This window comes from Tundrisphaera lichenicola (assembly GCF_051175385.1).
In the GTDB taxonomy this organism is placed as follows: domain Bacteria; phylum Planctomycetota; class Planctomycetia; order Isosphaerales; family Isosphaeraceae; genus Tundrisphaera; species Tundrisphaera lichenicola.
This window is the reverse complement of record NZ_CP195106.1, coordinates 2,207,778-2,233,069: the sequence shown is the minus strand read 5'-3', so window position 1 is coordinate 2,233,069 and position 25,292 is coordinate 2,207,778. Positions and strand designations below refer to the sequence as shown.

The following is a 25,292-nucleotide window of genomic DNA, read 5'->3' as shown; positions in this document are numbered from 1 at the left end:
GGTCAGGCTCGAGGCTTAGGATTACCGAATGCGCCCAGGTCGTGGGTCAGATCCTCAAGGACCAGTGGCATATAGAGGTTCCGGCGGACATGGTAGTCGGCCTCGAGGCATCGGTCGGCCATCGACAGGAGGGATTCGGCACCCAGTCGGTCGGCGAGTGCTGTGATGGCCCGTCGGTCGTCCGGATCGGGCGAAGGAGGGGCGAGACCTGTTGACTTCCAGAGCGAGCCCCGGAAGAGGCGTAGCAATTCTCCGAAGACGAGCCGGGCCCGGACACGCTTGGCCCCGCTCTCCTTGCCGGCGAGGTTGACGAACGCCTCGATCCGTCGGGCGAGCGCGGGGGCGTCGAAACCCCGAGGTCCGGCGATCTCGTCGAAGAGGGCGCGGCGGAACTCGGTCAGGGCCGGGTCGGCCAGCCCCCTGGCCCGAGCAACGCTCCCTTCGGCCAGCTTCGACAATCGATCGGCGGCCTCGGGAGAGTCGACCACGCCTTGTTCGATCAATACCTCGGCCAATTCGGTCGGGGGTAAGGGGTCGAACCGGACGACCCGACAGCGTGAGAGGATCGTGTCGAGCTGCCCCTCGGCCGAGGTGGCGATCAGGATCAGGACCGATCCGGGCGGGGGTTCTTCCAGGGTCTTGAGGAACGCGTTGGCCGCCTCGTCGTTCATGTCATCCGCGTCGTCGACGATGGCGACCTTCCGACGGCCGCTCATCGGCTTCAGGCCGAGGTCGAGACAGAGGTCGCGAATCACGCGGATTGGGAGCTCGTGCTTGTCTTCGGGGCGCCCGACTCGGAGTAAATCCGGGTGAGTCCCGGCGATGACCTGGAGGCAACCCGGGCATTCGCCGCAGGGGTCCAGCAACGCCTCGGAAACCCGTTCGCAGAGCAACGCCTGGGCCAACCGGAGCGAGAATGCCAGCTTGCCGATCCCCTCGGGGCCGGCGAAAAGGAAGGCATGAGGGAGCCTTCCCTGAGCCAGCGCCCGACGGAGAGTGGCGATAACCCGGTCATGACCTCGGATCGAATGCCAGGGCACGAGTCACCTCTATTTGCAAGCGAGCCGCGACGGAGTCGGCGTCGAGCGAGCCATCAACCACGATCGCGCGATCGGGATCGTCGCGGGCGGCCTGGAGGAATCCCATTCGGACCTGATCCCGGTAAAACTCGCCCCGATCCTCGATCCTGTCGCGAGCCGGGCCAACCCGAGCGAGGGCGATTTCGGGGGGAACATCGACGATCAGGGTCAAGTCGGGCATCAGCCCTCCGGTGGCGACCAGCCCGACTCGCCAGAGATCCTCGATGTCTAGTCCCCCGGCATACCCCTGGTAGACGACGTTGGAGAGCAAGAAGCGGTCCGCGATGACCACCGCGCCACGGGCGATCGCGGGCCGGATCACCTCCTCGACGAGCTGCGCCCGGCTGGCCATGAAGAGGAGCATCTCGGCCTTCATGCCGATGGTCAGGTTGGATTGCTCCTTCACCAGAGTCCGGATTCGCTCCCCGAGAGCGGTCCCTCCAGGCTCACGGCATGCGACGACTTCGAGGCCGCTCGAACGGAGCCAATCGGCCAGCCTCGCCGCCTGGGTCGTCTTGCCGCCGCCGTCGGGTCCTTCGAGGACGATGAAGCGGCCGGGTTGCGAGGTCGTCTGGGTCACCGGCGGTCCTGGGTCCGAATACATGGGATTTCTTTCCGATCCGGAGCATCGTACCTGAACCGACGAACTCGGGAAATCGAGGATTCGTGGATAGAATGGCAAGGCTCGGCGACTTGCGAAGCCGGTGGCTCCCCGATAAGTTAAGTTAACCCATCGATGTCCGTCTTCGGGACGCAAATCGACTCCACTCCCTCCCACGGTCTCGGCCTTCTTCAGAAGCGAGGCAATCCATGTCCGCGATCCGGCCTTATTCCCGCGGTTTGTTCCTCCCACTCGCGGTTGCGATCCTGCTCGGGATGGCTTCCAGCGGGTTCGCTCAGGAGACCAAGGCCACGGCCACGCCGGCAAAATCGAAGGCCAAAGCCAAGGCCGCCGAGATAACCAAGGCGAAAGCCGAAGATCAAATTGATCTGAACTCGGCGACCCCGGACGATCTGGCGACTCTCCCGGGGATCGGTGAGATCAGCGCTCGAAAGATCGTGGAAGGTCGACCGTTCGACTCGGTCGACGACCTGGCGAAGCTGGGCATCCCCGCTTCCACCATCGGGAAGCTCAAGGCCCTCGTGGTCGTCGCCCCTCTACCGGCTCCGGTGAATATCAACACGGGTTCCGCCGAGGAACTGCAGGCCCTCCCAGGTGTCGGCCCGGCCATGGCAAAGTCGATCATCGAGGGGCGTCCCTTCGCCGACTACAAAGATCTCGAAAAGGTCAAAGGGATCGGGCCGAAGAAGGTTGACGAATTCCGTGGCCGCCTCAAGTTCAGGGAAACCGGCACCGCCAGCACGAAGCCCGACCCGAAGCCGGACGAGCCTGCAAAGGGGAAGGACTCCCCGAAGACCGCGGTCGCCAAGGAAAAGATGAAGTCGGCCGGAACCGCGAAGGGGAAGGTGGCCAAGGAGACGACCGATCGCCCCAAACTGGCCCCCGGCACCAAGATCAATCTCAACACGGCTTCCAGGGAAGAGCTTGACCTCCTGCCGGGTATCGGCGAATTCTATGCCCAGGCGATCATCGATGCTCGACCGTTTGAGAAGATCGAGGACATCATGAAAATCAAAGGGATCAAGGAAGTCGAGTTTAAAAAGATCAAGGATGTGATCACCGTCAAGTGACCGGAAGGAAATGGGATGAGCCAGATTTCCCGAAAGATCGTCTTGTTCCTGACCGCGTTCTCGTTGGGCTCGCCCGCCTTCGGGTGGGGACCGCAGGGGCATCGGGTGATCGCGAAGGTCGCGGCCGACCGGCTCACTCCTGCCGCTCGGGCGGCGATCCGCGACCTCCTTCTTGAAGGAGATACTCTCCCCGACATCGCCGGCTGGGCCGACCATGAGGGCTATGACAAATACCCAAGGAGCGGCCCCTGGCATTACGTGAACGTCCCGATCACGGCCGATCGGTTCGACCCCGCCCGAGATTGCCGGGATGGCAATTGCGTGGTCGAGAAGATCAAGCATTACCGGAAGGTCCTGGCTAACCGGTCGGTCAGGAAGGAAGATCGGCAGGTCGCCTTACTCTTCCTCGTCCACTTCGTCTCCGACATCCATCAACCCCTCCACGTCGGCGACAATCGGGATCACGGGGGGAACGATACGCAGGTCCAGTTCCTCGGCGAAGGGACGAACCTCCACCGGCTCTGGGACTCGGGATTGATCCACCGGATCGGCGGCAATGATCGGGAATGGGTCACGCGGATCGAGCGTCGGATCACGCCCGAGTCCTCCAAAGCCTGGTCGAAGGCCGGGGTCGAGGACTGGGCCAACGAGAGCCTCCAGACCGCGAAGATTGCCTACGATCCTTCGCGGAAGCTGGGACCGATGACCAGCGGTGCCCGGCTCGAATCGGACTATTTGAAGGCCGTCGAGCCTCTCCTGATCGATCAGATGGCCCGAGCCGGGGTACGATTGGCGGATGAACTCAACGCGATCTTCCCTTGATTGTCTGTTTTGATACAACTCAGGGCCCCTTAGACGCCCTCGCCGCTGCCCGATCGATCGCGGGGCAAGCGGAGGGCCGTCTGGTGCCAGTAGCCCCTGAGGGTGAGCACCAGGTCGATATACCGGGGAAACTCGGCTGGCTTCTGGATGAAGGTGTTTGCGCCGGCTCGATAGGTTGATAGGACGTCCTCGTCACGCCTCGATGTCGAGAGCACGACGACCGGGATGAGCTTCAGGTGGAAATCGTTCTTGATCTCGGTCAGGATCTGGATGCCATCGATTCCTGGAAGATTGAGATCGAGCAGGATGAGGTCAGGCTCACGGTCCGTGGAGAGCGCCGGATCCCGGAGGTTTCGAAGATGATCGAGGGCTTGCCGACCGTCGTGGATCACCGTCAGGCGATGCGGAACGCCGGCTTCGATCAAGGCGCGGCCAATGATCTTGGCATCGGGCACGCTGTCGTCGATCAGTAAAATTTGAAAATCAGGACTCATGAACGACCTCGGGCTGGCCCGCAGCCTCTCTGGCTATCCCCGGGAGTGTCACATGGAAGTTGGAGCCGCACCCTGGCTGGCTTTCGACCCAGATCCGTCCACCGTGGGCCTGGACGATCTTCTGGCAGATCGCGAGCCCCGCACCGGTCCCCTCGTATTCTTCGCGAGTGTGCAGCCTTCGAAAGATCTGAAAGATCTTCTGGTGGAAGCTCGGGTCGATCCCGATCCCATTGTCGGTGACCCGGAGGGTAACCCAACACCCGGGACCTTCTTGAGTGGCTTCGATACTGACCAGGGGATTCGGACTCGTATTGTATTTCAGGCCGTTGCCGATGAGGTTCGCCAGGAGTTGCCCGAGCCGATCGCGATCTCCCCAGATGGGCGGGATTCGTCCCTCCACCCTCACCTCGGCGTTTTTCGATCGGATCGATTCGCCGTGGTCGGCCTTGACCACCTCGACCAGTTCTTCGAGGTCGACCCTCGCGAAATCACCCGTCACACTCCCCGCCCGCGAGAGTGCCAGTAGGTCTTGGATCAGGGCTCTCATCCTTCGGGATGCTTCGACCAGATATCGGACGTGCTCGCGGCCTGCCTCATCAAGCCGTTCGCCCTGATCGCGCATCAAGAAGTCGGAGAAGGCGATCAGAGTTCGGAGTGGCTCCTGCAAGTCGTGTGAGACAACATAAGTGAACTCATCCAGTTCTTTGTTCCGGATCGAGAGTTCGGCGTTGGCCTGGGCCAGTCGTTCGTTCTTGACTTGAAGTTCGGCCTCCAATGATCGACGGGCGGTGATGTCCTGGGCGACGCACCGGAAGTGGCGGACCTTGCCGTCGGCCGCCAGGACGGCCGACCCGGTCACCCACACGTAGATCGTCTCGCCATTCGCCTTGATCCATTCGGCCTCGAACTCGATCGGGCGAGTCCTCGAGGCTTCCGCGAGTCGCTCGGCCAATGACGGTCCTCGACCGGTGCGGAAGAATCGGCCGCATGGACGATTCAGGAGTTCCCGGCCGTCAAGGCCCAGGGTCCGAAACATCGTTTCATTACATTCCAGGAGATTGCCCCGTCGGTCGACGCTCAGGTACATCGCCGGGGCATTCTGATAGAGGTCGCCGTAGCGATCCTTCAACTCCTCAACCTGGCGATTGGTCCTTCGGAGCTGATCGTTGGCCTGGATCAGTTCCTGGGTCCTCCTTCGAAGCTCGGTCTCGTCCTGGAGCTTGGCCGTCACGTCGGCCAGGTGGCATCTGAGATGGAGAATCCTCCCGTCTGGTCCATACCGGACCCCGACATTCAACTCGACTGCCCTCACTTCGCCGCGGGCGGTCTCGATCCGATAGATCATTCCATGCCCCTCACCCCGAGCGACGGACGCCCGGAGTTGCTGGCGAGCGAGTTCTCGATCGTCTTCCTGGACGATTTCGAGGAAGGATTTATCCCGAAGTTGATCCATCGACCAGCCGAGGAATAGCTGCTCCGAGACGCTGGAATCGAGCCAACGGAAGGTCCGAGGTTCGAGCCGGTTGATCATGTCGAGGGTCGAGAACTCCGCCGAGGAGGCCGGGTCGAACGCAAGTTCCGAAGGGGGCTCGTACGACCCGCTTCGGGTCATCCGAGCATCGAGCGGGCGGACGGCACTCATCTCTCCACTGTCGCTCAGGCTCAGGGGCTCTCCATTGGCTCCACCCAGGCGTCCCCAGGCTCGAAGATAATTGGACTGGAGCATCCGGAGTGGCTGGATCAATTCGGAAAGCAAGTGAGAGCCGGGGAGGCCGCTTGATTGGTCCGGCTCGGCGTTGAAAGCTTCCAGGCTCCGGGCCAGGGATCGGACCGGTCTCGACCATCGCGATCGCTCCCAGCTTCGACCAACCAGAAGGCCGATGGTCAGGGCCGCGAGCCCAAGCAGGATGATCGAAACAGCCGATCGGCCCCAGACGGCCCCAAGTAGCCCGATGGCCAGGATGACCAACCCGACCCAAAGGGGCATCAGGAGCCCGGCGACCGGCCGAGATCTGCGACCAATCCAGGGCTTCGGCCCCCGATAATTTCGGCTCATCGTTCGGCTGATGCTCGGAAAGTCAGACGTCCATCGAGGCTTCGGACTCGCCCGACGGATCGAAAGGTGAGAGCCAGACCGAGAGGCAAGCTCCAAGCCCCCCCTCGTTGTTTTCGGCGGTGAGCCGCCCACCGTGTTCGCGGAGGATTTCCGAGGCCAGGTACAGCCCGTAGCCGGTCCCACCATCCTTGGTCGTGAAAAAGGGCTCGAAGATCCGGTCCAGGTAACTCGACGCGATCCCCGGACCATTATCACGGACGCAAATTCGAATCCTCTGCTCTCCGTGGTCGGATTCCTGAGTCACGCGAACCTCGATCTTTCCTTCGGCTCGATCGGACAGGATTGCCTCGTGTGCGTTGGAGAGCAGGTTCAAGACCACCTGGAGGATCCGACCCGCGTCAACCCGGACGATCGGGACCGAGACCTCGGGGATGAAATCAACTTCCACCTTACCCCTGTGGGGGTCGGTTCCCTTGAGAAACAGGCTGATTGCCTCGCGGAGCAAGGGGATCAGATCGGTCGGATGGGGCTCGCTCGGCCCGGTCCGGACGGCCGCCATCAGGTGATCGAGTCGGACCTGGAGGGTCCTTGCACTCCGGAGGATGGGCTCGACCCACTGCGAAGCGGCGGGATCTCCCGCCAGCTCCATCGACATCAGTTCCGCATTGCCTCGGATCACCGTCAATGGGGCCCGGATCTCGTGAACGATCCCGGCCACGAGTCGGCCAACCTGGGCGAGTTGCTCGTTCAGCACCGAGATCGTGGCCAACTTCCGGAACTGGACGAGCCGACGTACACGCGCCAGGATGATCTCGCTCGCCTCATCCTTGGCGAGATAGTCGTCGGCCCCGGCTTCGAGCCCGGCCAGGATATCGACGTCTTGCCCTCGGACGGTCAGCATCAGAACCGGAAGACCCGCGCAGAATGGGTCGGCCCGGATGGCCCGGCAGACGGCGTGGCCGTCGGTATCCGGCAGGTTGACGTCGAGGACGACCACATGGGGCCGGATTTCTCGGGCCCGGGCGACCGCTTCCATTCCCCTCGAAAGCTCGTGGACCGAGAAGCCTGCTCGGCCCAGGATCGTCCGGAAGAGGGCCCGATCCGATGAACTGTCGTCGACGAGCAGCACCGTACTCATGCGCCGGACCCTCGCGACGTATAACCGACTCAGGATAGGCGAGAAGGGACACCCAGGTCGGTCGACTCCACGATAACAAGACCCGACCGACGACGCGACGCCCACCCCGCCAGAGGGGGTTAAGTCGAGCATGCGGGTCGGGTGAGAGGGGAGATCCTCGGGACGAGATTCGATCGCTTGTTTATTTCGAGAGGCGATCGAGTATGTTGCGAGTGATCCTCTCGACGACCTCGTCTCCTCCTCGGAGACCGTGCGCCCAGTCGGTCGAACCGGAGGTCACCACCGTCCCTCCACGAGTATACGTCCCTAGCACGGCGGCACCGAGGGCGGGTTTCCCGGAAGAATCCCGGGGAAATTGATCGTACCAGAGCGCATCATCCGGGTGCCAGCGGGTCGGGCAGGTTGCCAGGATCACGAAGCCTTCGGGGGTCCCGTCGCGGAGGGTAGGGAGCGGGAGCCCGTCCTTCCACTCGAATTCGCAACCATCGCACTCGTAACCGACAACCGTGTGCTTCGCCCCGAACTCTCCGTCACGAGCTACGTTCGTCCCCTCGAAGATCCAGTGTTCGGGCCGGTGGACCGTGTAGGCTCCCTTGCCGTCCATGAACTGACCGTGGCTCAGGTGATACCCCCCGTGCAGGAAGCCCACCCCGGTCAACTGATTCTCGGGACGCTTGACGAGATGATGGCTCCAGAGCGTCGAGAGTGTCCGATGATCCCCGGAGGTGAAGACCGGGTCCTGGTTGAATCCCTGCTTCCAGCAGGTTAAGGCGCGCCCCTTGTCCTCGCTCCGGACCTGCCAGCAACAGGTGTTGCCGCTCAGGAATGCGACGTTTCCTCCTCGCCCGATGAAAGCTTCCAGGTGATCGCGCATCGGGGTCGACCAGTACTCGTCGTGCCCAACGCTGAGGACGAGCTTGTAATGGTCGAGGAGCTCGGGATGAAATTCGAGGTCGCTGTTGGCCGCATAGTCGATGTTGTACCCGTTCCGCTCGGCCCAGGCGACGAAGGGGAGTTCCCACTGGCGGAACTGGCTGTCCAGGGGCCGATCGAACGAGACCCGGTGCCCCTGGAGCCCGGCCCGACCGTGGTAGGCGTAGAGGCTGCTGCCGCCCCAGTTCGTGTAAGCGTTGTAGGTATTGGTCGCCAACTGGAGCAGGATTGACGAGTCGCGTCCTGGAGTGGCGGATCGTAGGATGAAAAAAAGGTCGACCTCGGCAGTCCGTCGGTTCCGACCGACGTACTTGCCCCCTCCGTCGGCCACCTTCAGCCGGACGTTGTAGTAGCCCGATTTCCAATCGGCCGGGATCGTGATTCGGTGCGAGACCGGCCAACCGCATCCCTGATTCGAGGCATTTTCGGGGATCGGATAAGAGCCGCCGGCGATTTCGGCCTGGTTGAGGACGACCTTCGACTCGGCCCCGAGCCTGGCCACCTCGATCGAGTAGCGGGCGGAGGTCGTCGAGACGTGCAGCTCGACCGTATCGCCGGCCACGTAACTCAGTCGATCGGTGTACCCCTCGACCGTCAACGAAGGGGGAGTGTCGTCGGCCGCCCCCACCAGCGATGACGCGAGGAGTAGCAATAGAAGCGACCTATAGGCGATTCGGACCATGATCGTCCTCGGAGAGAGTCCAGGATGAGGGGAATCAAGAAGATCTCGGCCGCCCGATGGCTCGTTCCAGCAGGTTATGGGTGATCCGCTGGACTCGTTCATCGGGGCCATGTGGGCGCGACCAGTGCGACCACGGCAAGACGTGGCCTGGGGGCGAGGAGAGCCCTTGCGACCAGAAGATCGTCGAGGCGTTGAATACGATATTCCCCTTTGGGCCGGGGTAAATCGTCGAGGTCCATTGCTGAGGAGTCACCCCGCTCACCCAGGCCGTCCCCGCCCCGACCACCTCCAAGCCCGGGATCTCCGCCGGATCCCCTTGGTATTCCCAACCGATCAGGCCCGGGATCCGGTCGCCGGCTTTCACTCCGGTCCCCTCGAAGATCCAGTGATCGGGCTTCACCACGATCCAGTCTCCCCCGCCATTGACCGGCTCGACGTTCCTCACCCCCATCAAAAACCCTTCATCAGGGCCATGTTCGGGAAAAGGTCCATGCTCTCGCTCGCGACGATTCGCGTAATCGCGGTCGGCCCCGTACGGGCCTCCCCGGAACATGATCCGATTCGATCGGCCGTCGCTGCTCGGCTGGAAAGGGGTGACCCAGCAGACGGAATTTCCCGAAAGGAACAGCAGGCTCACCCCCTCGTCCCGCATCCGCTCGACGCTCCGAAACTGGCGGATGTCCAAGTATTCGTCGTGCCCAACACTCACGAACGCCTTGCAGCGCAGGCCGCGATCGGGCGTCAGCATATCGCTATTGGTGCAGTAGGTGACGTCGTATCCTTCCCGTTCGAGCCAGTAGGCCAGGGGAAACTCCAGGGGGAGAAACTCTCCCGAACCGAAAGTCAGGGGGTCGTTGACCACGCTGTCAAACTGGGCCTCTCGACCATAAGGCCGGTCGAAACTGACATCGGCCCAGGGCCCTTGCGTCCCCTTGGGGTGGCTGTAGACCGAATAATGGCTTGGCCATCGGTTATAGGCCTGCCAGGTATTATCCGAGCATTGGAACAAGATGTCGGCCGGGCGTTCGTCTCGGACGATGAAGACCACGTAACTCTGCCAGTACGGCCCTTCATCGGGAGTCGGCAAGGTGGTGAGCCGGCCGAGATAGACGCCGCTGGGCCAGTCGTCGGGGATGATCAAGCTCGTGGTCGCCTTCCAGTGGCATTCATGGAGATCCTTCAGTCCGGGAGCCGGCGTCGGCTGGGCCTGACCATCGAATGGCCCGAGCGTTGCCACGAGACGCGCACCCTTACCGCCGTAATAGCCCATCCGGAAGATCTCGATCTGGAACCGCCGGGCGGGATCGGTCGAGATCATGATGTCGAGCGATTCGCCTGCCCGAACGCTCTGCTTCGAGCAATATCCCTCGATCCAGGGAGTTCGATAAAGGTTGGCGTCGGCCCGGACGCGAGTCAGTTGCCAGTCCGTCGAGCCAGGTTTCAGGTTCTCCGAACGGATCAGGCCGGGAGAGGCCTCCTCGACCGAAGCCTTGGCCGATCGTGTCCCGACCGATCCCGGCAGGAAGGCCGAACCTGCCGCAACCGCCATCCCGGCCAGGAAAGTCCGACGTCGGCCATCCGAGATCGGTTCGAACGGAGAATTGGAAGGATGATCGTTCATGGAGTCGTTTCCCCGGTTCCGACAGCCGGTCTGGTCTTCGGTCCTGTCGATCGACCGAGACAAATCCGAGACTTCATCTAGCGTGTGAAGGCTTGCCGGATGCTGACCTCGTGTTGAATAAGTGCTGAAGATAGACCGTCCTGGGCCTACCCGCAAGGATGACATGCCGGTTCTCTCGATCCGATTCAAGAAGTTCGTACACCTGGATTCGCAAACCGGTGCCTACCGAATCGCGCGGGCGACGTCACGGCAATCGAAGGTCAGTCTGGGATAGGACCCCGATGATGACTCAGCAGAGCTCAACTCCGGTGGGCTCGGAGGGCAGACAGAACCGCCATCATGTCATCGGGCAGGGGGGCGTTGAAATGGATCGGTTGGCCGGTGATCGGATGCTGCAAGTCGAGTGAGTGGGCGTGGAGGGCCTGTCGTTCGATCAAGGGCCGATCGGCAGCAGGAGCAGCCTCGCCGATCAGCTCGCCGAGGGTCAGTTGATGCCGACCGGAATACGGCTTGTCCGCGACGATCGGGTGGCCGATATGGGCGAGATGAACGCGGATCTGGTGGGTCCGGCCGGTCCTGGGTTTGCAGCGGACCAGAGCAAAGCCGTCGAATCGTTCGAGGACCTCATAGAATGTGATCGCCTCCTTGCCGCCATCGTCAAGGCCTCGAATGGCGATTCTCAAACGATCGGTCGGGTGCATCCCTAAGGGTTTCTCGATATAATCACTGTCCCGAGAAGGACTTCCGTAGACAATGGCGAGATATTCCTTGCGGATCGTCCGGGCTTCGAACTGTCGGGCGAGTTCCTTATGAGCCCGATCTTCCTTGGCGACGATCAGGAGCCCCGAGGTGTCTCGGTCGAGCCGGTGCACGATTCCGGGTCGGTGTTCGCCGCCGACCGTGGAAAGCGTGTCGAAGTGGAACTGGAGGGCGTTGACCATCGTCCCGGTCCAGTTTCCCTTGGCCGGGTGAGTGACCAGGCCGGCGGGTTTATCGACGACGGTGAATGCCACATCCTCGTAGACGATCCGAAGTGGAATGTCCTCGGGGACGTGGCTCCCGTCGCCGAGGTCGGGGAGCCAGACGCGGATCAGGTCCCCTTCGCGAACCTTGGCCGACGCCTTGGTCGCCTGGCCGTTGATCAGCACGGCCCTGGCTTCGATGACTTTCTGGATCACGCTCCGCGAGTAGTCGGGATAGCGTGCGGCCAGATACGCGTCGATCCTCTTGCCCGCCATCCGGGCTTTGACGACGAAGTCGGAAGGGACCTCGGAGAGTTCGGGTGGCATGGATCGATCGCGCGGGACGCGGGCTTCGACGTCCCGCGTCCCTGGAGAGGAGAAACCGTCACTTGGGAGCAGGGGCCGCGAACGGGTCGGCGGGCAAGGAATCCTTCGGTGCGGCCTCCGTCTTGGATTCCTCGGGCTTGGCCGGTTCCGGGGTCGGTGTTGCGGACTCCGGTGTTGGAGTCACCGGTACCGGACTGGTCGAGGGCGGCGGAGCATCCAGCCCTGCCGGGGGCGGCGTGTCAGGGATAATCGACTTGAAATCGAAGCTTCCTGTGCCGTTCGGCGGGAGAGTCAGAGATGGGCTTACCGCAGGAGTCGTGGGGGGCTTGTAGGCGTAAAGTTCCTGATAAAACCGAACGTTCTCGGGGTCTTCGAGGGCCTTGGCGAATTCCTCGGCCTGCTTGGCCTCGGGTGTCCCTGCCCAGTTCGAAGCCACGAACTTGTATTGTTTGATCGCTTCGGGCAACTCGTTGCGAGCTTCGAGCGTCCGGGCCACGCCGAGAGCAGCCCCGATCGCCTGGGAGCTTTCCTTGGGTGCCTCGGCGGCCACCTGCCCGAAAAGATCGAGAGCTTTCTTGAGGCGAGGGCCCGCCGTCTCTTTTTTACCCGGAGTGGTCAGGTCGACCAGCCCGTTATCATATTCTTCGTAAGCCGCGCGAAGCTTGGCCCATTCGGCGACCGGGGTCTTCGGGAAGGCCTCGGCAACCTTAAGCTGATCCTCCGCCGTCTTGGCCGGGATCAGTTCGATCCACGCCTGGCCATTCGCCGAGGTTCCCGCCGCCAGGCCGCTGGAAATGACCACCAGGGCCGTGATGGCAACCATCACCCCACCGACCAGGAGCCAGAATTTGGCTCCCTGCTCCATCCCTCGCTGGAGCCAGCGGGCGAGGATCGTCATGTCCTCCTCGGGATGGTGGATGACGGTCGGTGTCAGGTGTTCGTGTTCGTGGACGGGCTCGTCTTTCATCGTTCGCAAGTTTTCCGGTGCCCGCCGGGCTCGGCGGTGGGTCCGTGTTCCAGTCGTTTACGAATCGACATCTTATCGGGCTCCTCGAAGGATCGTCAATCGCGAGACGAGGATGTCCGCCCATCTGATCGAGCTTTGGCCTGGACCGAAGCCCGATTTGCCGGGCAACCGTCTCGAAATGGATCGAATCGAGTGGTCGACCCGAAATCAACCGACAGCCATTCATCAAGTCGGAAACCTTGAAAAAACAGAATCCGACAGATCCTATCATCGGATCTGGATATTGGGGCCGAATGGGTCGTCGCGGGATCCTTATCCGACACAAAACCATGAATATTCACAATTTCGACCATGCCTGGTTCCAGGACAAGCATCCCCGTCCTTCGGAAAAGTGCATGATTGCCCGCTTTCCCCGTGTCACATTGCATCCGGAACGTTCGTAATAATCAGGTACGGAGAATCCAGGTTATCCGACATTCCGATCGTCTTGAGATCGGCTGAAGTTGTCCGAGAATCCCGTCCGATCCGGTTCGAATTAGCACCTTTGAGGAAGGAATCCGAAGATGCTCAAAGATCATATGCCTTGCTCGGACCGATCTGTCGATGCCGGGTTATTCGACCAAACGGAAGGCCTGGGTACCGGCGGGAGCCAGGATGTCCACGACCTGGAGTCGAGGCGAATGGGATCGCTCGTGCTGAGTCGTCGGCTGGACGAGGCGATCATGATAGCCGATGAGGTCGAGGTCCGGGTGGTCGACATCAAGCCGAACGCGATCCGACTGAAGATCACCGCACCACGATCGATCCCGGTTCATCGACGAGAGATCTACGAGGCCATCCGATCGGCCCCCCGTCCTTTCCAGGGGGTCGGCCCGGACGCCTCCGAGAGATCCACCTCGGGGGCGAATCTGGGGAGTTTGGTCCTGACCCGCCACGCCGGTGAGGAAATCATGATCGGTGAAGAGGTCAAGATCGAGGTCCGCGAGATCCGATCGCAGGCCATTAGTCTTCGGATCACCGCGCCTCGCCTGATTTCCGTGCATCGCTCGGAAATCTACGAAGTCATCCGACGAGACCGGGTCAATCGGCCCGTCAAGGGGTAAAACTCCGATCACTCCCCGTAAAGGACGCCTTTTCGGTCTCGGGACGGTCCAGACCTCGATCCCATGGTCGTTTGCGATATGATGAAAGTGTCGCAACATCGATCGGACCGACTGGAGCCGTCCCATGCCCCCGACCCCCAAGGGTTCGAAGCGGCCCCTGCCTCCTGACCCCAGGAACAATCAGGGATCTCGTCCTCCTGCCATCCCCGCCAATCCCAGATCGAGTCGTTCCGGGGTCTCGTTGCCGGGAATCCCCCCGGTCCTACCTTCGCCGTCCACTTCCGGCGATCTAAGCCTGGGGGTCGCGGTCTCGGCCGACTCGGCCCAAGGAGGGACCGTGACGGCCCGAAAGGCCGGCGGCCTCCGTGACCTTGGTCTCGAAGTCGATCCCGACATGGTGGGGATCAGGGCCGCCCTTCAGCATATGGCCAAGGCGGTCAATATCGCCTTCCAGACCGACTACGGGGAGAACTACCTGGAAGCGGTTTACCAGGCGGCCATCGTCCGGAAGGGGGAGATCCAGATCATCCATCGCGAGTATTTTGGCTTTCGCGATACGTGGTTCGGGCAATTCGGGATGCTCCTTCGATCGATGCAACTCACCTTCGACGGTCCCGACCCCGCTTCGCCGGAAGGACAGAAACGGATCCTCGAAAAAGGACCCTCGACAATTCGCGGCCTCTTTAACTTCCTGGGACGAAAGATCGACCTCATCGCGGAATTCGAGGACCGCGTGCCCGCCTACGTGGAACAGATGTTCGACCGGTTGGAGGCATCCGGGATTATCCAAGGCTGGGATCGCGATGATTGGGAGATCACGACCACGACCATCGGGCTTAACATCCGGATCATCCCCAGGTCCAAATCCGGGGCAGATCCGAAAGCCGTAGGATGAAGAGATCGGCTGGTAGCCGGGAGCCGAGGAACCGAAGTCCCTCGAGAAATCAGGGCTTCGGCTTCGGCTTGAGGTCTTCCACCAATCCATCGAACGAGCCATCATCCTTCGGCTTGGTGGCCGGCTTGGCCGGCTTTCCCTGGTCCGGTTTCGCCTTGGCGACCTCCTCCGCTTTCCGTGCATATTTCTCGGGGTTGTCGTTGAATTCATCCCGGCAGCCCGTGCAGCAGACCGGGTAAGTTTTTCCCTGGTAGCTTACGGTCAGGGTTGATGCGCCCCCGGTCATGATGCATCGAGGCAAGTTGGAACCCTCCCCTCCAGCGGCGAAGGACTCTCCTGTTTTGGTAAGTCCCACGGTCACGACCCTCTTGTACTGGGGGGCGCCCCTCTCCTGCCGCTCCACGTTGAAGGTGTAGCGGATCTTGTTGCTGTTGGGCCAGATCAAGAGGCGTTCCTGGGTACCGGATTCCGGCCCAACTCGGTCGAGGGTCAAGGATTTTCCGTCGGTCCCAAGACTTCCCAAGTACTGGAGCGGCTTGCCGAGAGGGTCGGTCCCGTCGACTCGGTATTTTTTGGCGGAGGAGTCGAACGTGAGTTGAGCTTTAGCGATGGTTTTATTTCCCTCGAATGTGAGGGACATCCCGGTTGGCTTCCCTTTTTCGAACTTCCAGGCCCAGGAATGCGACTCTTGCCAACCTTTGAGCCGATTCGCCGTTGGCGTGGCGGTCCCCTTCCAGCCGCCGATCATTTGTTCGAAAGGGAGAAATGGCGAGGGGATCTCATCGACGGGACTTGCGGTAGCCAGGACGCCGAGAGTCGAGACCAGGAACAATCCCGTGATCATGCCTCGCATCGCAAATCCCCCGCATCTCGGTTCAAGTGCTCTATCCATCTCTGGAATCACTCATCATCTTACATCGAAAACAGTTGACGAGGTAGGGTGATGCCCCGAGTTACCTGAGCGTGCATGGTCGAAAGCTTCGAAGAGCTTTCGGGTTCGAGGAATAGAGATGATCTCTGGCGGAGAATGGATGGTCGCGTTAAAGTAAATTTCATGAGAGCGACCAACGCCTCTGGGCTGGAAGGTCGTCTCCGAGAGATGCTCGATCGACGGGGTTCGCCATGCGTTTGGAGGCAGTCATTCTGCCCGAACTGGGGACCGGTGCGGATGTTCCGATCGTCGTGAGCCACTGGTTTGCCAAGCGAGGGGATGAAGTCTGGGAGGGCGATCGGTTGGTCGAAGTGTTGGTCGGACCGGCCACCTTCGACGTGCCCTCCCCGACGACAGGCCTCCTAGCCGCCATTCATGGCCGGGAAGACGATTTTGTGACGCCCGGGACGGTGCTCGGCCTTGTGGCGGTGCTGGAGGAGGGTGACGGCGACGCTTCACGCGTCTCGCCGCCAGGCCGTCGTCGATCATGACCGCCATTCATGAGAATTCCGCTGGCGTGATCCCGTTTCGCCGGGTTGGTGAACACGGGAGGGTTTACCTTGTCCTCCATTCCGCCACCGTGCGGAATCCCAGGGCTCGCTGGGAATTTCCCAAGGGGGGCATGGAGGCCGGGGAATCCACGCGCGAGACGGCCGCCCGCGAATTCTTCGAAGAGACGGGGCTCACAGATTGGGTCTTTCGCGAGGACTTCGAACAAAGCCTCGCTTACACTTACATCCGCCGAGGGCGTAAGGTGCTCAAGACCGTCACCTACTATCTCGTCGAGGTCCTAGGGGATGCTCCCCCCATCCCATCCTCGGAACATGTCCCCGACGCCACGGGCCACTGGCACCGATGGGGTACCTTCGAAGAGATCACACGACTCCTCTATCACGCGAAGATCCGTCAGGTTTTCGCGGAAGCTCATCAATGGTTGGACTTCTGAGACTCGATAGTCGGCAGTCGTTTGCAAGTCCGGTGGATGTGCGAAAACCCCGGATCTGCGTGCTGCTTTCGCACATCCCCTCGGTTATTCCTCTTCCGGCGGTTTCTCGCCCAGCTTTCTGAGCCTTTGGGCGACATCTCGATAAGAGTAGTCGTTGGCGGCGACCTCGTTGTAGTGCTCCTCGGCGATCGCCTTGTTCCCCTGGTCCTCGGAGATCCGTCCGAGGTTGTAATGCAACTCGTTGAAGGTCTCCGTGTCGGCTGGGTCTGCCAGTCGGAGAGCTTCGTCGAAGTTCCGTTCGGCGAGCTTCGGGACCCCGTTGGCCATGAAGGAGAGGCCGGCATTGAGGAGGGCCTGGACCTTCAGGTCGGCGCTTCCTCGGGCCTGCTGGAACTCGGCAATCGCCTCATCATGCTTCCCGCCTTCGGCAAGCTTCTTGCCCAGGAGCATCCGAAACTTGAGCTCGTCCGGGGCGGCGCTCACCTTACGCCTCAACTCTTTCAATTCATATTTGTATAGAGCGACCTTGAGTTGCTCGAGCTTGTCCTTGGGCTCGGGATCGTTCGGTTCCTTCGCGACCTTGCGAGCGGTCAGTTCGATCGCCCGGTGGATCCGGCTGATCTGGACCTCGGCATACGAGCCCTGGAGATAGTTATCCTCGGGATTCGCCTTCACGCCTTTGGCGAGGATCTTCTCGGCGTCGTCCAGCCGTCCTTCAAGTTTGTAATGTTCGGCCAGCGCCAGGTAGGGGCCGATCCGCTCGGGCGTCTCCTCGATCTCCTGGAGGTACCGTTGCTCGGGAGAGACCATCCGGGCGCGAAGTTCTTCCGCGTCGGGCGGCAGGTCTTTCTCCGGGCCGGAGGAACCCAGGCTCGTGCCCGACTTCTTGTCGATCGATTCCTGGAGGCCGGATTTTCGAATCGCGGCCCTTGCTGTCAGGTCGTTGACCTTCTTGCGGGCCTCCTCGTCGTGAGGTACCAGCCCTTTCAGACGCTCCCAGCACCAGATCGCCTTCTGGAATTCCTCGGCGAACTCCATGAAGTGGGCGGCCGAGCGGAGGAACTTCGGGTCCTTCTCCCCTTGGGGGAGCACGGCCTCGATCATGTACTGGGCGATCTTCTTGAGGCCCAGATTCTCGGCCGCCTCCGCGGCGTCGATCGAGGCGGTCAGATCCCAGGGATTCTGGGCGAGGATGTCCTCGCAATGATCGAGCATCTCGGACCACTTCTGCGACCGCTTGGCCGATCCGATCCGGATACGGAGCGGCTGGAGCTTCACGCCGACGAGCTTGCTGACTTTCGACGGGTCGTTGCCGAATTTTCGACGTTGGACCCCTCGCAACGACTGGCGATAGACCAGGTTCTCGGGCGCCAGCTTGCACGCCTCCTTGTACATCTGGGCGGCGTAGACATCATTCCCCTTCTGGGCGGCGTCGTTGCCGTATCCGAAAAAGGCTTTCGCCTTATCTAGCCGACCATTAGGATCCGACCCCGCGGACATCGTCGCGACCCCTTCCGAAGGAGTGGTGCAGAGTAGACGGGACGAGCCGAGGGCTGGCATGCCCTCCGACCAAGCCCGGCGACTGCAGCTTCTCTGAGACCTGATTACTTAGCTAGCCTAGCAGAACGAGACGCCGCGTCAATCGACCGCCACGAGTTGGAAACCTCGGGGGTTCTCGGACGAGATCCTGTCTGGGTCGCTCCCTCTCGATTTATCGCAATTATTTCGGCGAAAAATGCCAAAAGGGGCCATCTGGCAATGGACGGTCCGCCACGATGTATCTACAATGACCTTAACCTCTCCACGCTGGCAAGATAGGTGGTTCCCCGAGCCGTTCAGGAAAAGGAGGCGTTGATGAATGATTCGTCCGATCGTCCGCTCCTCGACTTGATACGTCGCCAGGGCCCGCTGACCGTCGCCGAGATGGTGGACCTTCTCGGGGTCACCCCCACGGCGATCCGCAATCGATTGACCCGGCTGATCGGCTCGGGGATGGTCGAAAGACGTTCCGAGTCCGGGAACCGGGGCCGCCCCAGGCATACCTACCGGGCCAGTGCCGAGGCCCACAAGCGGCTCGGGCAAAATTACGCCGATCTTGCCGTTGCCCTCTGGGGTGAGCTGATGCACGCGGTCGAAGATCGGAAGCTCCGCCGGCTCCTGTTCGGCCGGGTGACCGATCGACTGGCCGAACAATACCGCGATCAGGTCCGTGGCGATCAGTGGCAGGGCCGGATGGTCCAACTCGGCTCGATTTTGCACGATCGAGGGGTCGAGGCCGAAGTGACGCAGCCGGGCGCGGGTTTGCTCCCGGTCCTCCGTCAGCACTCTTGCCCCTATTTCGCCCTGGCCGAAGTCGATCGGGCCGTCTGCGCCATGGAACGGAAGATGTTCGAGAAGGTCCTCGGCCAGAGCCTCCGCCTGAGTCAGTGCCGCCTCGACGGCCACCGATCTTGTGATTTCGAGGCCAAGCCGTCCATCCATCCTTAACCGACCTGATCGCGTCCCGTTATGACTCGGGTGTCGGGCCTGGCCCCGATGCCCCTCACGTACTTATCACCTGGAGATCCCGAGCATCGGGGCGGTATTCATGAGCAAGGTCTTGAAGATCGAGAATTTGCGGGTCGGGATCGGCGGCAAGGAGATCCTCAAAGGGGTCGACCTGACGATTCGGCAGGGAGAGGTCCACGCCCTGATGGGCCCCAACGGCTCGGGCAAGAGCACCTTGAGCTACGCGTTGGCCGGCCATCCGAACTACGAGGTCCTCGGCGGGACGGCGACGCTCGATGGTCAGGATCTGCTGGCGCTGGAACCCGACGAGCGGGCCAAGGCCGGCCTCTTCCTCGCCTTCCAGTACCCGACCTCGATTCCCGGCGTGACCGTGGCGAACTTCCTCCGCCATGCGGTCTCGAACGTCCGGAACCCCGATCGCAAGGAAGGCGAAGAGTTGATCTCGATGCGGGAGTTCCGCAAGGAGATCCGCCAGGAGATGGATGACCTGGGCATGGATCCGGACTTCGCCCGCCGATACCTCAACGAAGGCTTCTCCGGTGGCGAGAAGAAGCGGGCCGAAGTCCTCCAACTCGCCATGCTCCGCCCCTCGTTCGCGATCCTCGACGAGACCGACAGCGGACTCGACATCGACGCCGTCCGGGTGGTCTCCGAAGGGGTCAATCGGGTGGCCGCCAAGTCTGGGACCGGGGTCCTGGTGATCACCCACTACGAGCGCATCTTGACCTACATCAAGCCCTCGTTCGTCCATATCCTCTTCGGTGGCAAGATCGTCGAAGATGGCGGACCCGAACTGGTCACTCGGCTGGAAGCCGAAGGGTACGACTGGATTCGCGAGAAGTATCCCGAGGCGGCCCGCGAAGAGGAAGCCCTCGACTCCGCCTCGACGCATTGATGCCACACCCGAAGGATCGAACCGTCGCGACGGATCACCGCTTCAAGGCGGTTCGGCCCTCCCCATATTAATACCGGACACGCACGTCGCTCCTTCAAAGGATTCATCTATCATGGCAACCGACCTCAATGCTCAGGTCGAGGGGATCAAGGACGAGTACAAGTATGGCTTCCACGACTCGGAGGCTAACTACTCGTTCAAGAGCGGCAAGGGCCTGACCCGCGAGACGGTCGAGCAGATCTCCGAGATGAAGTCCGAGCCGGGCTGGATGCGCGACGCCCGGCTCAAGGCCCTCGAGGTCTTCTGGTCCAAGCCGAACCCGACCTGGGGCGGCGAGCTCAACGATCTGAACTACAACGACATCCGCTACTTCATGAGGGCGGCCGACCGCCAGGGGAAGACCTGGGACGACGTCCCCGCCGAGATCAAGAACACCTTCGACAAGCTCGGGATCCCCGAGGCCGAGCGGAAGTTCCTGGCCGGAGTCGGAGCCCAGTACGATTCGGAGGTGGTCTACCACAGCCTCCGCGACGACCTCCAGAAGAAGGGCGTCATCTTCACCGACATGGACACGGCCCTCCGCGAGCACGAGGACCTGGTCAAGCAGTATTTCGGCACGATCATCCCGACTTACGACAACAAGTTCGCCGCCTTGAACACGGCGGTCTGGTCGGGTGGCTCGTTCGTCTACGTCCCGGCCGGGGTGAAGGTCGACATCCCGCTCCAGGCCTACTTCCGGATCAACGCCGAGAACATGGGCCAGTTCGAGCGGACCCTGATCCTCGTCGAGGAGGGGGCCCAGGTCCACTACGTCGAGGGCTGCACGGCGCCGATCTACACCTCGGAAAGCCTGCATTCGGCCGTCGTCGAGGTCCTCGTCAAGAAGGGCGGCCGGTGCCGCTACACGACCATCCAGAACTGGGCCAACAACATCTATAACCTGGTGACCAAGCGAGCCGTGGCCCAGGAAGATGCCCTGATGGAGTGGGTCGACGGCAACCTCGGGAGTCGACTGACGATGAAGTACCCGTCGGTCTACATGACCGGCAAGGGGGCTCGCGGCGAGATCCTCTCGATCGCCTTCGCCGGCAAGGGCCAGCACCAGGATGCCGGCGGCAAGGTGGTCCACGCCGCACCCTACACCAGCTCGCGGATCATCTCCAAGAGCATCAGCAAGAACGGCGGGCGGGCCAGCTATCGGGGGCTCCTCAAGGTGGCCGACGGTGCCCACGGCTCGAAGTCCAACGTCGTTTGCGACGCCTTGATCCTCGATGCGGCCAGCCGGTCCGACACCTACCCGTATATCGAGATCGACGAGGACGACGTCAAGATCGGCCACGAGGCCAGCGTCTCCAAGATCGGCGAGGAGCAGCTCTTCTATCTCAGGAGCCGGGGGCTCTCCGAGGCCGAAGCCGCCACCCTGATCGTCAGCGGCTTCATCGAGCCCCTGGTCAAGGAGCTCCCGATGGAGTATGCCGTCGAGATGAACAAGCTGATCCAACTCCAGATGGAAGGATCGGTCGGCTAATTCCCATGAGCAACCCGCGCCCGAGGCGATCGATGTTGAAAACCGTCTTAATATCCCGGCCCCTTCTCCAAAGGGGTCGCGGAGTCCTGGCCGGACTTCGACCGTTCGAAGTCGGGGGTTCAATCCCCCCCGACCCCTCTGGCGCGTAGCTCAACGGCAGAGCAGGCTCCTTATCAGAGCCGGACGAGGGGTTCGATTCCCCCCGCGCCTAGTATGTTGCGACAGACAAATTGAGCGGTTTGGCGTCCTGACACGGGACCAGATGGAGCAGGTCGAAGACGCCGTGCGGCAATGGCTCGGATTATAGAGAGAATGAACCCGCAATGAGTAGCGCACCAGCGACCCCACCGACCATCGCGACCGGCGGTTTCACCGAGGAGGCCTTCGAGGCGTTCCTGAAAGGACGCGAAGAGCCGACCTGGCTCCTCGACCGGAGGCGAACCGCCTTCGAGGCGTTTCTCGGCCTCCCGATGCCCACCTCGCGCGATGAAGAATGGCGGAGGACCGACATCCGTGGGCTCAAGCTCGCCAACTTCGCCCCCCCGACCACAGCCCAGCCCTCGGCCCAGGAACAGTCGGCACTCACCCCGTCCTGGGATGCCCTGAGCGCCCATTATTCGACCGGTCTGGAACACGTCAACGCGTCTCCAACCCGATCGGCCGACCCGTCGAAGCTCGGCGGGGCGATCCTAGTCGACCTGGCGACGGCGGCCAAAACTCATCCCGAGATCCTCGAGCGACACTTCCTGACCGAGGCAGTCTCGCCGACCGCGGACGCATTCTCGGCTCTCCACGCCGCTTTCTGGACCGGCGGGACTCTGCTCTATGTGCCGAAGGGCATCAAGATCGAGGTCCCACTCTTCACCCTGATCGGCCTGTCGGGAAGCGGCAAGGTCGACCTCGACCATACCCTCGTCGTCCTGGAAGAAGGAGCCGAGGCCACCCTGGTCCGCGAGGCCGCCAGCTTCGGGCGGGATGGCTCGCCCGCCTTGCACGCGGGGGCGGTCGAGTTGTTCGTCGGCGATGGGGCCAAACTCCAGTTCGTGAACGTCCAGAACTGGGATGAGGTGACCTGGCACTTCAGTCGTGAGCGGGCCCTGGTCGGTGCCGACGCCTCGATCCAGTGGACCGTCGGCGGGCTCGGATCGCGACTGGCCAAGGTCAACCAGGAGGTGGCTCTGGTCGGGCAGGGGGCCGATGCCCAGGTGAACGGGGTGATGTTCACCTCCGGGAAACAACACCTGGCCTATTTCACCCGGCAGGATCACGCCGCGCCCCACACCCGGAGCGACCTCCTGTACAAGGCCGGTCTGAAGGACAGGTCGCGGATCGTCTGGAAGGGGATGATCCGCGTCGAGAAGGACGCCCAGCGGACCGACGCCTACCAGAAGGACGATAACCTCATCCTGTCCGATTCGGCCCGAGCCGACTCGATCCCGGGCCTGGAGATCGAGGCCAACGACGTCCGATGCACCCACGGCGCCACGGCCGGTCGAGTCGATGAAGAGATGATCTTCTATGCCCAGGCCCGAGGGGTCCGACGAGATACGGCGATCCGCCTGATCGTCGAGGGCTTCTTCGCCAACGTCTACGACCGGATCACCCTCGAACCGGTCCGCGAGACCCTCCGACAGGCCGTCGCCACCAAGCTCAATCTCGGGTCGAGCCCCGAATCAGCCTGATTGAAACCTGGGGCGGATCGTCGACCGATCTCGGTCTTCTCGATCCGACCGACCTTCGTTCCCAGCAAGCAACCGGAGCCCGTCCGATGTCCGAATCCTACGTCCATCCCGAGGTCCTCGTTTCGGCCGACTGGGTCGAGCAACACCTCGAAGACCCGAAAGTCCGCATCGTCGAGAGCGACGAAGATGTTCTTCTTTATGAGATGGGCCACATCCCGGGGTCCGTCAAGATCGACTGGCAAGGCGACCTCCAGGACCAGTTGATCCGCGACTACATTGATGCCGAGAAGTTCGCGGCCATCTGCTCCAGGGCCGGAATCGCCAACGACACCACGGTCGTCTTCTACGGCGACAAGTCGAACTGGTGGGCATGCTATGCCCTCTGGGCGTTCAAGCTCTTCGGTCATCAGGATTGCCGGATCCTCAACGGCGGTCGGAAGCTCTGGTTCGACGAGAAGCGCCCCACCACGACGGAGGCCCCTTCCTATCCCCCCACCAAATACACGGTGGCCGGGGCCGACGAGGCGGCCATCCGGGTTTTCCGCGATGAGGTCCTGGCCCACTCGAAGTCGGGCAAACCCCTCCTCGACGTCCGGAGCCCCAAGGAATTCACCGGCGAGCGGACGCACATGGAGGAATACCCCCAGGAGGGCTCGCTCCGGGGCGGCCATATCCCGGGAGCCGTGAGCGTCCCCTGGGCTCGGGCGGTCAATGACGACGGGACCTTCAAGTCGGCCGCTGAGTTGAAGTCGATCTACGAAGGCGAGGTCGGTCTCAAGCCCGAGGACGACATCGTCGCGTATTGCCGGATCGGCGAGCGTTCCAGCCTGACCTGGTTCGTTCTCACCTATCTCTTGGGTTATCCCAGGGTCAGGAATTACGATGGGTCCTGGTGTGAGTGGGGGAATCTCGTCCGGGCGCCCATCGCCAAGGGGGCCTGATCCGGGGGAAGTGGGCGCGTCGGCCCGGAAATATCTGTAAAAAGTCGAGGACGATCGTCGACCTCCTCCGTTTCTCAATTTAAGCTGTTAATCTCGGGGGAGGGAGGCCTTGGATACCTTCCCTTCTTTTGAGATAAATGGGGTCGATAATGCCATTCTCATCAGAACTGGCCGATGAGTATCGACTTCATACATGACTCCAGGGGTTCGCACTTGGCCGCCGCACTCGACTCTATCATTTCCGAGCTCCAGGATGCGGACCGCCAGGAGCGGATCGAATTACTGATCGACTTCGCCAAGAACCTCAAGCCGCTCCCCGAGCGGCTGGAGGCCTTGAAAGATGCCGAGCACCGGGTGGAGGAATGCCAGTCTCCGGTGTTCTTGTTCGTCGAGTTCGATGGCGATCGCCTGGCGATCCACGCGGATGCCCCGATCGAGGCACCGACCGTCCGGGGGTTCGTCGCGATCCTGGTCGAAGGGCTGGATGGATCGACCGTCGAAGACGTCCTTGCGGTTCCCTCCGACCTGATCGAGCAGATCGGACTTCTCGAGATCCTGGGGATGCTGCGCATCCGGGGGCTCAGCGGTGTCCTGGCCAGGCTCAAGAAGGAAGTGACCCGGGTCGCGATTTCCCGGCCGCCTCTCTCCGGCTCCGATGGCTCGTGAGGGCCAGGGCCGAAGGCAGGGCTTTCATCCCCAGTTCCCAGATGGATGACATCGCGATGCCAGACTTCGTGAAGGTCGCAGTTCGCGACGAACTGCCCCCGGGCGGCAAGAAACTGGTCGAGATCGAAGGGCGAGCGTTGGCCGTCTTCAACGTCGACGGGGCCTATTACGCGATCGACGACGTTTGCACGCATGACGGCGGCCCGCTCGCCGAGGGAGACCTGGAAGGTACCGAGATCCGATGCCCCAGGCATGGGGCGAGGTTCGACGTCCGGACCGGGCGGGCGCTCTGCCTACCCGCCATCGAACCGGTCGACGTTCACTCGGTCGAGGTCCGAGGCGAAGATATCTATGTGGCCATCGAAGACTGAGCGAAGACCTCGTTCTCGATCGGACCGAAGCTCGACGAATTTTCCCCAGGGGA

At 62.0% G+C, this 25,292-nt stretch carries 24 protein-coding genes and 1 tRNA gene; 14 read left to right on the top strand and 11 right to left on the bottom strand.

Annotated features, from left to right (window positions below):
• Window positions 1-2 precede the first annotated feature (2 nt).
• Complete coding sequence (gene holB / locus P12x_RS08840; RefSeq protein WP_435010498.1) at window positions 3-1,040, bottom strand: DNA polymerase III subunit delta'; 1,038 nt, start codon at window positions 1,038-1,040, stop codon at window positions 3-5.
• Entirely contained in the window at window positions 1,012-1,683 is a 672-nt protein-coding gene (gene tmk / locus P12x_RS08835) for a dTMP kinase (RefSeq protein ID WP_435010497.1), read from the bottom strand. The genes holB and tmk overlap by 29 nt, the downstream gene beginning before the upstream one ends.
• 206 nt (window positions 1,684-1,889) lie before the next feature.
• Between tmk and P12x_RS08830 the strand changes: the two genes are divergently transcribed.
• Together P12x_RS08830 and P12x_RS08825 are read left to right on the top strand one after the other, a co-directional pair.
• A complete protein-coding gene (locus tag P12x_RS08830; RefSeq protein ID WP_435010496.1) occupies window positions 1,890-2,771 on the top strand; it encodes a ComEA family DNA-binding protein in 882 nt (293 codons plus the stop codon).
• A gap of 15 nt (window positions 2,772-2,786) precedes the next feature.
• Window positions 2,787-3,593 carry a S1/P1 nuclease gene (locus P12x_RS08825; protein WP_435010495.1) on the top strand — a complete coding sequence of 269 codons (807 nt, stop codon included), beginning with the start codon at window positions 2,787-2,789 and terminating at the stop codon, window positions 3,591-3,593.
• A gap of 29 nt (window positions 3,594-3,622) precedes the next feature.
• Here the strand turns inward: P12x_RS08825 and P12x_RS08820 are convergent, their stop codons facing one another.
• From P12x_RS08820 to P12x_RS08790, 7 genes are all read right to left on the bottom strand, one after another.
• Window positions 3,623-4,087 carry a response regulator gene (locus tag P12x_RS08820; RefSeq protein ID WP_435010494.1) on the bottom strand — a complete coding sequence of 155 codons (465 nt, stop codon included), beginning with the start codon at window positions 4,085-4,087 and terminating at the stop codon, window positions 3,623-3,625.
• Entirely contained in the window at window positions 4,077-6,143 is a 2,067-nt protein-coding gene (locus tag P12x_RS08815; RefSeq protein WP_435010493.1) for a sensor histidine kinase, read from the bottom strand. Before P12x_RS08815 ends, P12x_RS08820 begins: the two co-directional genes overlap by 11 nt.
• Before the next feature lie 22 nt (window positions 6,144-6,165).
• Window positions 6,166-7,281 (bottom strand): sensor histidine kinase, encoded by a 1,116-nt coding sequence (locus P12x_RS08810; RefSeq protein WP_435010492.1) that lies wholly within the window; start codon window positions 7,279-7,281, stop codon window positions 6,166-6,168.
• A 181-nt stretch (window positions 7,282-7,462) separates the two neighbouring features.
• Complete coding sequence (locus tag P12x_RS08805) at window positions 7,463-8,896, bottom strand: N,N-dimethylformamidase beta subunit family domain-containing protein (RefSeq protein ID WP_435010491.1); 1,434 nt, start codon at window positions 8,894-8,896, stop codon at window positions 7,463-7,465.
• Between the two features lie 34 nt (window positions 8,897-8,930).
• The gene (locus P12x_RS08800) at window positions 8,931-10,517 is read right to left on the bottom strand and encodes a N,N-dimethylformamidase beta subunit family domain-containing protein (protein ID WP_435010490.1); all 1,587 of its coding nucleotides are present in this window, start codon (window positions 10,515-10,517) and stop codon (window positions 8,931-8,933) included.
• A gap of 299 nt (window positions 10,518-10,816) precedes the next feature.
• Entirely contained in the window at window positions 10,817-11,806 is a 990-nt protein-coding gene (locus P12x_RS08795; RefSeq protein ID WP_435010489.1) for an RluA family pseudouridine synthase, read from the bottom strand.
• A 58-nt stretch (window positions 11,807-11,864) separates the two neighbouring features.
• On the bottom strand, window positions 11,865-12,773 hold the full coding sequence (locus P12x_RS08790) for a tetratricopeptide repeat protein (protein WP_435010488.1): 909 nt from the start codon (window positions 12,771-12,773) through the stop codon (window positions 11,865-11,867).
• A gap of 680 nt (window positions 12,774-13,453) precedes the next feature.
• On the opposite strand from P12x_RS08790, the gene P12x_RS08785 reads away from it, so the two are divergent.
• Both P12x_RS08785 and P12x_RS08780 read left to right on the top strand, forming a co-directional pair.
• Window positions 13,454-13,876 carry a carbon storage regulator gene (locus P12x_RS08785; RefSeq protein ID WP_435010487.1) on the top strand — a complete coding sequence of 141 codons (423 nt, stop codon included), beginning with the start codon at window positions 13,454-13,456 and terminating at the stop codon, window positions 13,874-13,876.
• Window positions 13,877-14,213: 337 nt separating this feature from the next.
• A complete protein-coding gene (locus tag P12x_RS08780; protein ID WP_435010486.1) occupies window positions 14,214-14,771 on the top strand; it encodes a hypothetical protein in 558 nt (185 codons plus the stop codon).
• Between the two features lie 49 nt (window positions 14,772-14,820).
• On the opposite strand, the gene P12x_RS08775 is transcribed toward P12x_RS08780, so the two are convergent.
• Window positions 14,821-15,615 carry a YHS domain-containing protein gene (locus P12x_RS08775; protein ID WP_435010484.1) on the bottom strand — a complete coding sequence of 265 codons (795 nt, stop codon included), beginning with the start codon at window positions 15,613-15,615 and terminating at the stop codon, window positions 14,821-14,823.
• A 278-nt stretch (window positions 15,616-15,893) separates the two neighbouring features.
• Between P12x_RS08775 and P12x_RS08770 the strand changes: the two genes are divergently transcribed.
• Both P12x_RS08770 and P12x_RS08765 read left to right on the top strand, forming a co-directional pair.
• A complete protein-coding gene (locus tag P12x_RS08770) occupies window positions 15,894-16,193 on the top strand; it encodes a biotin/lipoyl-containing protein (protein WP_435010483.1) in 300 nt (99 codons plus the stop codon).
• The gene (locus P12x_RS08765) at window positions 16,190-16,648 is read left to right on the top strand and encodes a bis(5'-nucleosyl)-tetraphosphatase (RefSeq protein WP_435010482.1); all 459 of its coding nucleotides are present in this window, start codon (window positions 16,190-16,192) and stop codon (window positions 16,646-16,648) included. Before P12x_RS08770 ends, P12x_RS08765 begins: the two co-directional genes overlap by 4 nt.
• 84 nt (window positions 16,649-16,732) lie before the next feature.
• Here P12x_RS08765 and P12x_RS08760 read toward each other — a convergent pair whose 3' ends face one another.
• Window positions 16,733-18,148, bottom strand: a complete 1,416-nt coding sequence (locus P12x_RS08760; protein WP_435010481.1) for a tetratricopeptide repeat protein — start codon at window positions 18,146-18,148, stop codon at window positions 16,733-16,735.
• 354 nt (window positions 18,149-18,502) lie between these two features.
• Here P12x_RS08760 and P12x_RS08755 point away from each other — a divergent pair, with 354 nt between their 5' ends.
• The 8 genes from P12x_RS08755 to P12x_RS08720 all read left to right on the top strand — a co-directional run bounded on the left by P12x_RS08755 (window position 18,503) and on the right by P12x_RS08720 (window position 25,239).
• Window positions 18,503-19,135, top strand: coding sequence for a helix-turn-helix transcriptional regulator (locus tag P12x_RS08755; RefSeq protein WP_435010480.1), 633 nt, complete (start codon window positions 18,503-18,505; stop codon window positions 19,133-19,135).
• A gap of 100 nt (window positions 19,136-19,235) precedes the next feature.
• Complete coding sequence (gene sufC, locus P12x_RS08750) at window positions 19,236-20,051, top strand: Fe-S cluster assembly ATPase SufC (RefSeq protein WP_435010479.1); 816 nt, start codon at window positions 19,236-19,238, stop codon at window positions 20,049-20,051.
• Between the two features lie 112 nt (window positions 20,052-20,163).
• Window positions 20,164-21,579: a Fe-S cluster assembly protein SufB gene (gene sufB / locus P12x_RS08745; protein WP_435010478.1), complete on the top strand. Its 1,416-nt coding sequence runs from the start codon at window positions 20,164-20,166 to the stop codon at window positions 21,577-21,579.
• Between the two features lie 140 nt (window positions 21,580-21,719).
• Window positions 21,720-21,790: transfer RNA gene (locus P12x_RS08740), tRNA-Ile, on the top strand.
• 112 nt (window positions 21,791-21,902) lie between these two features.
• Window positions 21,903-23,261, top strand: coding sequence for a Fe-S cluster assembly protein SufD (sufD, locus tag P12x_RS08735; protein ID WP_435010477.1), 1,359 nt, complete (start codon window positions 21,903-21,905; stop codon window positions 23,259-23,261).
• An 86-nt stretch (window positions 23,262-23,347) separates the two neighbouring features.
• Complete coding sequence (locus P12x_RS08730; RefSeq protein ID WP_435010476.1) at window positions 23,348-24,202, top strand: sulfurtransferase; 855 nt, start codon at window positions 23,348-23,350, stop codon at window positions 24,200-24,202.
• 213 nt (window positions 24,203-24,415) lie between these two features.
• The gene (locus tag P12x_RS08725; protein WP_435010475.1) at window positions 24,416-24,868 is read left to right on the top strand and encodes a SufE family protein; all 453 of its coding nucleotides are present in this window, start codon (window positions 24,416-24,418) and stop codon (window positions 24,866-24,868) included.
• Window positions 24,869-24,924: 56 nt separating this feature from the next.
• Window positions 24,925-25,239 carry a non-heme iron oxygenase ferredoxin subunit gene (locus P12x_RS08720; protein WP_435010474.1) on the top strand — a complete coding sequence of 105 codons (315 nt, stop codon included), beginning with the start codon at window positions 24,925-24,927 and terminating at the stop codon, window positions 25,237-25,239.
• Window positions 25,240-25,292 lie beyond the last annotated feature (53 nt).

Coding starts and splice junctions, on each gene's coding strand:
- tmk (WP_435010497.1), bottom strand. CDS start 1,683: ATGTATTCGGACCCAGGACCGCCGGTGACCCAGACGACCTCGCAACCC.
- P12x_RS08830 (WP_435010496.1), top strand. CDS start 1,890: ATGTCCGCGATCCGGCCTTATTCCCGCGGTTTGTTCCTCCCACTCGCG.
- P12x_RS08825 (WP_435010495.1), top strand. CDS start 2,787: ATGAGCCAGATTTCCCGAAAGATCGTCTTGTTCCTGACCGCGTTCTCG.
- P12x_RS08820 (WP_435010494.1), bottom strand. CDS start 4,087: ATGAGTCCTGATTTTCAAATTTTACTGATCGACGACAGCGTGCCCGAT.
- P12x_RS08815 (WP_435010493.1), bottom strand. CDS start 6,143: ATGAGCCGAAATTATCGGGGGCCGAAGCCCTGGATTGGTCGCAGATCT.
- P12x_RS08810 (WP_435010492.1), bottom strand. CDS start 7,281: ATGAGTACGGTGCTGCTCGTCGACGACAGTTCATCGGATCGGGCCCTC.
- P12x_RS08805 (WP_435010491.1), bottom strand. CDS start 8,896: ATGGTCCGAATCGCCTATAGGTCGCTTCTATTGCTACTCCTCGCGTCA.
- P12x_RS08800 (WP_435010490.1), bottom strand. CDS start 10,517: ATGAACGATCATCCTTCCAATTCTCCGTTCGAACCGATCTCGGATGGC.
- P12x_RS08795 (WP_435010489.1), bottom strand. CDS start 11,806: ATGCCACCCGAACTCTCCGAGGTCCCTTCCGACTTCGTCGTCAAAGCC.
- P12x_RS08790 (WP_435010488.1), bottom strand. CDS start 12,773: ATGAAAGACGAGCCCGTCCACGAACACGAACACCTGACACCGACCGTC.
- P12x_RS08785 (WP_435010487.1), top strand. CDS start 13,454: ATGGGATCGCTCGTGCTGAGTCGTCGGCTGGACGAGGCGATCATGATA.
- P12x_RS08775 (WP_435010484.1), bottom strand. CDS start 15,615: ATGATCACGGGATTGTTCCTGGTCTCGACTCTCGGCGTCCTGGCTACC.
- P12x_RS08770 (WP_435010483.1), top strand. CDS start 15,894: ATGCGTTTGGAGGCAGTCATTCTGCCCGAACTGGGGACCGGTGCGGAT.
- P12x_RS08765 (WP_435010482.1), top strand. CDS start 16,190: ATGACCGCCATTCATGAGAATTCCGCTGGCGTGATCCCGTTTCGCCGG.
- P12x_RS08760 (WP_435010481.1), bottom strand. CDS start 18,148: ATGTCCGCGGGGTCGGATCCTAATGGTCGGCTAGATAAGGCGAAAGCC.
- P12x_RS08755 (WP_435010480.1), top strand. CDS start 18,503: ATGAATGATTCGTCCGATCGTCCGCTCCTCGACTTGATACGTCGCCAG.
- sufC (WP_435010479.1), top strand. CDS start 19,236: ATGAGCAAGGTCTTGAAGATCGAGAATTTGCGGGTCGGGATCGGCGGC.
- sufB (WP_435010478.1), top strand. CDS start 20,164: ATGGCAACCGACCTCAATGCTCAGGTCGAGGGGATCAAGGACGAGTAC.
- sufD (WP_435010477.1), top strand. CDS start 21,903: ATGAGTAGCGCACCAGCGACCCCACCGACCATCGCGACCGGCGGTTTC.
- P12x_RS08730 (WP_435010476.1), top strand. CDS start 23,348: ATGTCCGAATCCTACGTCCATCCCGAGGTCCTCGTTTCGGCCGACTGG.
- P12x_RS08720 (WP_435010474.1), top strand. CDS start 24,925: ATGCCAGACTTCGTGAAGGTCGCAGTTCGCGACGAACTGCCCCCGGGC.